The sequence below is a fragment of the uncultured Oceanicoccus sp. genome (assembly GCF_963968385.1).
Classification (GTDB): Bacteria; Pseudomonadota; Gammaproteobacteria; order Pseudomonadales; family Dasaniaceae; genus Oceanicoccus.
This window is the reverse complement of record NZ_CAXAHB010000012.1, coordinates 21,772-31,485: the sequence shown is the minus strand read 5'-3', so window position 1 is coordinate 31,485 and position 9,714 is coordinate 21,772. Positions and strand designations below refer to the sequence as shown.

The following is a 9,714-nucleotide window of genomic DNA, read 5'->3' as shown; positions in this document are numbered from 1 at the left end:
TGGCTTACGCTTAATCACCAACTTCGGCAACGCGCGCGGCTCGCGCTTTAACTGCTCAAAAGCAATCTCATCGGTTAAGTGATTACTGTATAAGTGACAATCGCCAAAGGTATGCACAAAATCACCGACTTCCAATTCACATTGTTGCGCTACCATATGGGTTAGTAGCGCATAACTGGCGATATTGAAGGGCACGCCTAAAAACAAATCCGCGCTGCGCTGATAAAGCTGGCAGGATAGCTTGCCGTCTAACACATAGAACTGAAATAACGTGTGGCAAGGTGGTAAGGCCGCGCGGCCTTGTTCGGCATTTTCCTGCGGGCCAATCGATTCATCAGGCAAATCAGCTGGGTTCCAACCGCTGACAATTAAACGGCGCGAATCAGGCTTGGTTTTTATCATGCGAATTAAATCGCTAATTTGATCAATGGTCGAGCCGTCGGGACATTCCCAGCTGCGCCATTGCTTGCCGTAAATAGGACCAAGATCACCGTCGGGTAAAGCCCACTCATCCCAGATAGAGACACCGCGCTCTTTCAGCCAGTTATTATCAGTGCTGCCATTCAAAAACCAAATCAATTCATAAATAATACTTTTAAGGTGGATTTTTTTAGTCGTTACCAGCGGGAAACCTGCACTTAAATCAAAGCGCAGCTGGCGACCAAATACCGAACGGGTCCCTACGCCAGTTCTATCACTCTTATCGGTACCGTTATCGATAACATCCTGAATTAATTCGAGATACTGTTTCATGTAAAGCCAAGCCTCATTGCGCTATTTGTTACGTTTATTTTTTTTAGATTTTTTTGTTTTCGCTGTTATTGCCGGCTGGTCTGATCCGCGGCGGTAAGCATAAACGATCAGCAGCAAGCCTGCGACCATCATTGGCAGTGATAATAGTTGTCCGCGGGTTAACCAACCAAAAGCATCAAAACCAATATGCCCATCAGGTTGACGGAAAAACTCGACGATAAAGCGGAAGCAGCCATAGCCGACCATAAACACCCCCGATACCGACCATTCTGGTCGAGCCCGGCGGGAAAAACTGTAGACGATTAAAAATAATAATAAGCCTTCTAGGCCGGCCTGATATAACTGCGACGGATGTCGTGTCAATCCGCTGGGGTCGGCGGGAAAAATCATTGCCCAGGGCACTGTCGCCGGATCTGCTTGCCGCCCCCATAATTCCTGACCAATAAAATTACCGATACGACCAAAACCCAGCCCCAACGGCACAATCGGCACCACAAAATCGAGAATCTGGCCGGCGCGTAGGTTTAGTCGTCGACCATAAAGCATCATCGCTATCATTACCCCTAAAAACCCGCCGTGAAAGGACATACCGCCCTCCCAGACTTTAAACAACCACAGGGGATCAGCTAAAAATTTATCGAAGTTATAAAACAGCACATAACCAAAGCGTCCACCTAGCACCACACCCAAGGCGCCGTAAAAAATCAGATCATCAATATCTTTGCGATCAATTGGGGTGTGATCAAAGCCGGCGCGGCGGCGAGCTAAAAGCCAAGCGGAAGCAAAAGCCAACAAATACATCAACCCATACCAGTGCACAGAGATTGGCCCTAGTGAAACCGCGACTGGATCGAAATTGGGATGGGTGAGCATAATTTTTGATAAACCGCTGATTCGACAGGCGTCTATTATGCCGCAAGCCAAGCCGACACCCAACAGCAAGCTCATGATAAACTGCGCTAATGTGCTTAATTCTATTCGCCTATCAATATCACCCCGATTTTCCGTTAATCGTTGCCGCTAATCGGGATGAGTTTTATCAGCGCCCAACGCAGGCTGCCCATTTTTGGCCGGAAGTGCCGGCGATTTTTGCCGGCAAAGATTTAACCGCGGGCGGCACTTGGATGGGCATCAATAGACAAGGCAGGTTTGCGGCAGTGACTAACTATAGGGAAAACCGGCCAGCACCGACAGAAGCTATTAGCCGCGGCCAGCTATGCAGCCAGTTCTTGCTCAGCAGCGAAACCACGGCAAGCTATCTCGACCGCATTGATCAACAAAAACATCGATACCAAGGTTTTAATTTATTGGCCGGCACCGCTGAGGCATTGTATTACTACTGCAACCGTCAGGGTGAGATTAAGCCACTGACACCCGGCATTTATGGCTTAAGCAACAGTTTGTTAAATAGCCATTGGCCGAAAGTCGATGCCGGCAAAGCGGCGTTAGAAAATCTAATCAGCGATACCATCAATCCAGAGAAAATCTTAACGCTATTATTCGACCAGCAACAAGCAGTTGATACCGAACTACCTAATACCGGTATTGATATTGAACTGGAAAGAAGGCTTTCCAGCCGTTTTATTCGAACAGAAAATTACGGCACCCGCAGCTCAACCGTATTGTGCGTTGATCGTAAGGGAGGGGCGATATGGCTAGAACAAAGTTTTGATCATGCCGGCGCAACTGGCGACATTATGTTACACCGTTTCTAAAGGATAGATTCAGCCATCATTGCTTTAACCAACCGCTGAGAAGTGGACTCTTCAATCGATTGATCAATATATTCACGTACATCAGCAGCGGACTCCATCGTCATAACATGAGCCAACATGGCTTTCGCTTTTTTCATGCTGATACTGCGAATCACTGATTTTACTTTTGGCAGCGTCGCAGCATTCATTGACAATACGTCGTAACCCATCGCCATTAGCAATACCGCCGCACCAGGCTCGCCGGCAAACTCACCACAGATGCTCACTTTACAAGCTTCTGCATGACCATCATTGACCACTTGCTGCAATGCTTGCAATACGGCGGGATGAAAGGCCTGATAGATATCAGCTACTCGTGCATTATTGCGATCTACTGCCAATAAATATTGCGTTAAATCATTGGAGCCAACCGACAGAAAATCAACACGTTTGGCAAGCTGTCTCGCCTGATAAACCGCAGCAGGCACTTCCACCATGACACCAATTGAAGGCACTTCTAACTCAACGCCTAACTCTTCCACTAATTCATCATACGCTCGATGAATTAATGCCAACGCCTCTTCCAACTCTGGTACGCTGCTAATCATCGGCAACATCATGCGCAAATTACCCAAGCCGGCATTAGCCTTCATCATGGCCCGCACCTGCACCAGAAAAATTTCCGGATGATCCAGTGTCACTCGAATACCACGCCAGCCCAAAAAAGAATTGTCTTCCTGAATAGGGAAATACGGCAAGGACTTATCGCCGCCGATGTCCAGCGTACGCATAGTAACGGGCATGGGTGCAAACGCTGCTAACTGTTCACGATAAATTTTTCGCTGCTCTTCTTCACTGGGAAAACGCTCGCGCAATAAAAATGACACCTCGGTACGAAATAGACCAACCCCTTCAGCACCACGATCTAGTGAGCGGGCGATATCAGCTTGCAGACCGGTGTTTACCCAAAGCGGCAAACGGAAATTATCCGGGGTGACACAGGGCTCATCTTTTAGCGCTTCCAATTCTTTAGAAAACTGCAGCTCTTCTTCATAGATAGTTTGAAAGCGCTGCTGTAATTCTTCCGAAGGGTTGAAATACACATGGCCATTGTAGCCATCAAGAATAATTTCACTGCCTTCGATTTGGGTGAAGGGTAAGTTCATGACGCCTATCACGGTTGGTATGCCCATTGACCGAGCAAGAATAGCTACATGAGAGTTGCTGGAACCTTTTACCGACACCAAGCCGACTAAATTTTCCGGCGGCACTTCGCCTAACATCGAGGCAGTGAGTTCTTCGCCAATTAATACGGTTCGCTCCGGATATTCTATCGTTTCAGTATTGGCTGCCTGTAAATAAGCCAACACCCGACGCCCTAAATCTTTTACATCGGTAGCCCGCTCTTTAAGATAGGCATCTTCCATCATTTCAAAGGTGCGAACGTGCTTGAGAATAACCTGAGTTAGTGCGCCCTGAGCCCATTCACCCTGAACAATTAGCTCATCAACTTCAGCCGGCAGCGCATCATCGGCCAGCATACTTAAATAAACATCGAATAGAGCCCGCTCTTCTTTGGCCAGACGACTTTCCAACTTTCGGCCCAAGGCGTTAATATCTTCGCGCACGGCCTCTAAACACTCATGGAAGAAGTCCAACTCGTCCTGAATATCTTTGCTGCGACGCATCGGCACTGAATTAAGATCTGCAGTGGGCGCCACCACAACAGCGTGACCGATTGCGATACCGGGCGCTCCGGCCACACCGCGAAATTTGGCACTACCCTGACGCTCGCCCTGATCATCCAGAGCAACCAACATACCGGTAGCCTGTGCGTGCGCAATCACACCGGCTAGCTGTGCAGAAATGGTAACTAGAAAAGCTTCATCATCTTCATCAAAACGTCGGCGGGTTTGTTGCTGAATAACCAACACCCCCAACACTTTTCGCTGATGAATAATCGGCACGCCCAGAAACGATTTAAAACGCTCTTCACCAATCCCCGGCATAAATAAAAATTTAGGATGCGCTTCGGCGTTATCAAGATTAAGCGGCTCCCCTCTTGCGGCTACTTGACCAACCAAACCCTCGTTGGGTGCCATGGAGATTTTACCGACAAATTCTTTATTCAGCCCTTCGGTGGCACTAAACACATAGCGCGCTGACGTCGATTCACGCAGATAGACTGAGCACACTTCTGTGCCCATCGCATCCTGAACTCGCGCTACGGTAATATCGAGTACCGATTGCAAGTGGTCGGCAGTATTGACTTCCTGAACAATACTGCGCAGTGAATCGAGCATGTTTTTTTGCATCTAATTAACTCTTATTGATCCTGTGTTGTCGCAGCATCAACCATAGCACTATGTTTGGAGGTCAACTCTTTTAAGGCACGGCGATAAACTTCACGCTTAAAAGGAATCACTTGACCTAATGGGTACCAATAGCTGACCCACTGCCAACTATCGAACTCTGGTTGTTCATCGCTATCAAAACGAATCTCGGCGTCACCAGCCAACATTCGCAATAGAAACCATTTTTGCTTTTGGCCAATGCACAGAGGCTTGGTATCCCGACGCAATAACCGCTGCGGCAAACGATAACGCAACCACCCCCGGGTACAGGCCACCACTTCTACATCTTTTTCGGTTAGGCCAACCTCTTCTTTGAGCTCACGAAACAACGCCTGCTCTGCACTCTCGCCCTCCTGAATGCCCCCTTGCGGAAACTGCCAAGCATCTTGTCCTACTCGTCTGGCCCATAATAATTCGCCTTTGGCGTTGGCTATCATAATGCCAACATTGGCACGAAAACCCTCTGAATCGATCAATGACTACTCCTAAACACTTACAGAAACTGGCCCGCCGGTTGTGATGTTGGACGGCGGTCAGGGCTGTAAGGCCATATAATTAAAGCAACCATTGTTCCATAAATCATGATTTTATAGAACTGATAGATGCAAAATGGTGATGGCATCAGTATGCTAGGCGGCCATGACAGCTATATTAAAGCTTGGTGACTTTGTCTTCTTTTTGGAGTTTTTTAGTGACATTAGCGATTTTTGACCTCGATAACACGCTTTTAGCCGGTGATAGCGACCATGCCTGGGGCCAGTTTCTAGTGGATCAAGGTATTGTTGACAGCGAGACTTATCAGCAAGCCAATGATTACTTTTTTGCGCAATACCAAAACGGCAGTCTGGATATCGATGAATTTTTGGCGTTTGCCCTAAAGCCGTTGGCCGAGCACTCAAAACAGCAACTGGATGCATGGCATCAGCAGTTTATGCAGCAATGTATTAGCACCATGCGCTTACCCAAAGCTGACAAGTTGCTAAAAAAGCATCGCGATCAGGGCGATTTTTTGCTGATTATTACGGCTACCAATCTTTTTGTGACCGGCCCGATTGCCAAAGCGCTGGGCGTTGATGATATTTTGGCAACCAACCCTGAGTTTATCGATGGCGCATACACCGGCAAGGTGGCGGGTACGCCGTGCTTTCAAGCCGGCAAAGTCGAGCGGTTAAAGCAATGGCTGGCGGCAACGGGGCGATCACTGGCAGGCAGTTATTTTTACAGTGACTCTTGTAATGACTTACCGCTGCTGGAGCTTGTCGATTATCCGGTGGCAGTGGATGCTGATGAAAGACTAAGCCAACACGCTCAAGACAATCACTGGCCACAGATTAGCTTACGATAATCACCGTGCTAACTCGCTGTTAGCACTCTGGCAAATACTGTCTTCAAATAATCTGTCTCCGGTATCGCCGGATGTATCGGGTGATCAAAGCTCTGCCCACCTTGCTCCAAAATTTGAAGATCGCGATCAAGATGGCGCGCCGAGGCTCTTAAAATATCAGTTAAACGATCGCGGCCCAAATGCATCGAACAGGAACCGGACACCAATATTCCGCCCTTTTTTATTAAACGAATCGCTAGCTCGTTGGCCCGACGATACGCTTGCTCACCACTTTTTATATCTTTGCGTCTGGGAATAAAGGCCGGTGGGTCGATAATGACGATATCGAAACGTTCACCTTCATCAATTAACATTTTCATCGCTTCAAAAGCGGCGCCTTGTAGAGTGCCGACCTTTTCGCGCACATGATTTAATTCAGCATTGGCTTCGACCTGATCAAGCGCGAATTCTGATGCATCAATACAAGTGACAGATTCAGCACCAAACGCCGCCGCCTGGACACCCCAGCCACCGATATAACTAAAAACATCCAGCACGCTTTTGCCTTTTACATAATTGGCCAGCCTAGCTCGGCTGGCACGGTGGTCATAAAACCAACCGGTTTTTTGGCCATCCAATACTGGGATATTAAAATGCACCCCGTTTTCAATCGCGGGAACATACTGGGGTACTTCGCCATAAGCGACTTCAACATAGTCCGGCAAGGCTTCAGCTTTGCGTATCCGGGAATTGTTTTTTAATAAAATACCGCGAGGCTTTAACACTTGTATTAAAGCTTCAACCAACGCTTGCTTGACTAGCTCCATGCCGACTGTGGCGATTTGTACCACTAGCACATCGCCAAAACGATCTACCACCAAGCCCGGCAAAAAATCACTATCACCATAGACCAAGCGATAATAAGGCTGGTCGCTAATACTGTCGCGTAAACTTAAGGCCATATTTAAACGATGCACGAATAACGATTTATCTAAGCGGTATTTGGTTTCCCGACTAAAGAGACGCGCGCAAATCAAACTATGCGGATTGATATAAGCCATTCCCATGGATTTGCCACTAGCGCTTTTTACCTGCACCTGCTCGCCGGGCTGAAAATTTTTCAAAGGTGATGCTGCCACATCCACCTCATTGCTATATATCCATAAATGACCGGCACGCAAACGTCTATCAGCCTGACCTTTTAAGGTAAGTACAGCGGGGGAGTTTATTTCGTTGGTCATAGCTTTAACCTAGCTCGGGGATGCGCATGCTATCGATAAGCAGATGTAAGATGCTTACTTCGCCACAAGCATCGTGTGAGATAAAAAAAGCCCCGCTGAAAAGCGAGGCTTTTTTAATGCGTTGTTCGAGGCCTACTATTCCTCTTCACAGCTAGCGCTATAATCCTCAGCACTTAGCAAATTTTCCAGCTCAGAAATATCCGATGGTTTTAATTTATAGAACCAACCGTCGTGATAAGGGTCACTGTTAACCGTTTCTGGCTCTTCTTCCAACACTTCATTGACCGCAATCACTTCGCCAGCCACCGGTGCATAAATATCGGAAGCCGCTTTCACCGACTCAACCACACCGGCCTCATCACCGGCAGCAAGGTTGGCACCCAGCTCAGGATTTTCAACAAAAACTACATCACCCAACGCCTCTTGCGCATGATGGGTGATGCCAACCGTTACCGTGCCATCATCTTCCAAACGGGCCCACTCATGGCTGCTGGCATATTTTAGTTCGCTTGGCGTGTTGCTCATGGTTAAACCTCTAAATGCAAAAAATCTTAAACTAGCGGGATTAATGCGATGCATTCTACCGTTGAAGATGGGAATTACAAGCCACTGACACCGGGCTTGGCAAATAAATACCAACTAACGACGAGCGGATTGCCGTACCGCCTGAATCACTGGCAACAAACCCACTAGAATCAAAGTTAAAGCCGGTAACGCCGCCCGTTGCCACTCACCCTCCGATGTCATTTCATAGATGCGTACAGCCAGCGTATCCCAGTTGTAAGGGCGCAATAATAAGGTGGCCGGCATTTCCTTCATCACATCCACAAACACCAATACCATCGCGGTTAATAAGCCTGGGCGCAGTATCGGCAGATAAATCTGCCACAGCACTGACCAACTGCTGGCACCCAGACCGCGGGCCGCTTCAGGAATGCTGGGGCGAATACGCTGTAAGCTGGAATCAACTGGGCCATTGGCTACCGCTAAAAAGCGCACCCAGTAGGCCGCCAATAGTGCGAATATACTGCCTACCAGCAAAGGCTTTGGCGGCAAGCCGAGCCAATTCAATACCGAGATCATCAGGTGATTATCCAAAAACACAAATAACAGCATCACTCCAACTGCCAATACCGAACCGGGCAAGGCATAACCCAACGTCGCCAAATCATAAAAAGCGCGCAACTGGGTCTTGGCGCGACGGCGGCCAAAGGCTAGTAGCAAGGCCAGAGCAACGGTCAGTACGGCAGCTGAGCCGCCCAATAATAAGGTGCGCCACAGCAAGTTAAGATAACGGCTATCAATAGCCCCCAAGCCATCGGCAAGCACCCAGTGCAATAGTTGCAATACCGGAAGAATAAACGCAATCAATAACACCAGACTACAGAAAGCACTGGCGAGCAAGGCGTAAAAGGGTGATAGCTGCTGGCGAAAACGATGTTGCTTGCGAGCTGATTGGATATAGCTACGGTTGCCTCGGCTGTGCTTTTCTGCCAACAGTGCCAGCGCAACAAACAATAAAAGTAGCGATGCTAATTGTGCGGCCGCCTGCAAATTAAACAGCCCAAACCAGGATTTATAAATCGCCGTGGTAAATGTGTCGTAGTTAAATACCGCTACCGTACCGAAGTCCGCCAAGGTTTCCATAATGGCCAATGAACTACCGGCAATAATCGCCGGTCTTGCCATCGGTATAGCCACAGAAATAAAAGCCCGCCATCGATTAGCACCCAACACTCTCGCCGCTTCCATCATATCAGTGCTTTGCGCTAAAAATGCACTGCGCGCCAACATATAAACATAGGGATAAAAAACCAGTACCAGAACGGCAATCACAACCGCCTCGTGACGCACATCAATATAGCGGTATTCGCTGCCCAGCCAACCGTGCAAACCCTGCTGCAATGGACCGGCAAAATCGAATATCCCTAACACCACAAAGGCCAACACATAGGCTGGCATTGCCATCGGCAACATTAGGCCCCAATCTAGCCAGCGCCTACCGGGAAACTCGCACATAACCGTTAACCAAGCCAGACTGACCCCCAGCAGAGTCACACCAATACCTACACCAATAATTAACACCAGTGTATTGCGCAATAAGGTCGACAATTGGGTGGCAATTAGATGCTGCCAGACTTCGGTTTGATCAGAGCCCCAGCTCGATAAAATAACGACCAGCGGGGCTAGCGCCATCAACACGGTAAAGATACCGGCGATCCTGACGACGGTATTAAATCGGCGGCCAGCCTTGTCATTACCCGTCGTTCCCATCATCGCTCCCATCGTCGTTCCCATATCGGGACGACTTAAAGAAAATGAGGCAGGCCGCGGGTTAACCATGGCTA

The 9,714-nt window shown here is 48.4% G+C and carries 9 protein-coding genes; 2 read left to right on the top strand and 7 right to left on the bottom strand.

Annotated elements, in window-relative coordinates:
* Both AACP44_RS02565 and lgt read right to left on the bottom strand, forming a co-directional pair.
* The coding region (locus tag AACP44_RS02565; protein ID WP_339338694.1) for a thymidylate synthase at window positions 1-753 on the bottom strand (753 nt) is incomplete at its 3' end.
* Between the two features lie 21 nt (window positions 754-774).
* A complete protein-coding gene (gene lgt / locus AACP44_RS02560; RefSeq protein WP_339338702.1) occupies window positions 775-1,626 on the bottom strand; it encodes a prolipoprotein diacylglyceryl transferase in 852 nt (283 codons plus the stop codon).
* Window positions 1,627-1,715: 89 nt separating this feature from the next.
* Here lgt and AACP44_RS02555 point away from each other — a divergent pair, with 89 nt between their 5' ends.
* Window positions 1,716-2,468: an NRDE family protein gene (locus AACP44_RS02555; RefSeq protein WP_339338692.1), complete on the top strand. Its 753-nt coding sequence runs from the start codon at window positions 1,716-1,718 to the stop codon at window positions 2,466-2,468.
* Here the strand turns inward: AACP44_RS02555 and ptsP are convergent.
* Both ptsP and rppH read right to left on the bottom strand, forming a co-directional pair.
* Window positions 2,465-4,750 (bottom strand): phosphoenolpyruvate--protein phosphotransferase, encoded by a 2,286-nt coding sequence (gene ptsP / locus AACP44_RS02550; RefSeq protein WP_339338700.1) that lies wholly within the window; start codon window positions 4,748-4,750, stop codon window positions 2,465-2,467. The two genes, AACP44_RS02555 and ptsP, sit on opposite strands and share 4 nt — an antisense overlap.
* A gap of 23 nt (window positions 4,751-4,773) precedes the next feature.
* Entirely contained in the window at window positions 4,774-5,277 is a 504-nt protein-coding gene (gene rppH, locus AACP44_RS02545) for an RNA pyrophosphohydrolase (RefSeq protein WP_339338690.1), read from the bottom strand.
* Between the two features lie 215 nt (window positions 5,278-5,492).
* Between rppH and AACP44_RS02540 the strand changes: the two genes are divergently transcribed.
* Complete coding sequence (locus AACP44_RS02540) at window positions 5,493-6,146, top strand: HAD family hydrolase (protein ID WP_339338689.1); 654 nt, start codon at window positions 5,493-5,495, stop codon at window positions 6,144-6,146.
* 8 nt (window positions 6,147-6,154) lie between these two features.
* Here the strand turns inward: AACP44_RS02540 and AACP44_RS02535 are convergent, their stop codons facing one another.
* The 3 genes from AACP44_RS02535 to AACP44_RS02525 all read right to left on the bottom strand — a co-directional run bounded on the left by AACP44_RS02535 (window position 6,155) and on the right by AACP44_RS02525 (window position 9,709).
* Window positions 6,155-7,354, bottom strand: a complete 1,200-nt coding sequence (locus AACP44_RS02535) for a class I SAM-dependent rRNA methyltransferase (RefSeq protein ID WP_339338698.1) — start codon at window positions 7,352-7,354, stop codon at window positions 6,155-6,157.
* A 147-nt stretch (window positions 7,355-7,501) separates the two neighbouring features.
* Window positions 7,502-7,891, bottom strand: coding sequence for a glycine cleavage system protein GcvH (gene gcvH / locus AACP44_RS02530; protein ID WP_339338687.1), 390 nt, complete (start codon window positions 7,889-7,891; stop codon window positions 7,502-7,504).
* Window positions 7,892-8,005: 114 nt separating this feature from the next.
* Window positions 8,006-9,709: an iron ABC transporter permease gene (locus AACP44_RS02525; protein WP_339338685.1), complete on the bottom strand. Its 1,704-nt coding sequence runs from the start codon at window positions 9,707-9,709 to the stop codon at window positions 8,006-8,008.
* Window positions 9,710-9,714 lie beyond the last annotated feature (5 nt).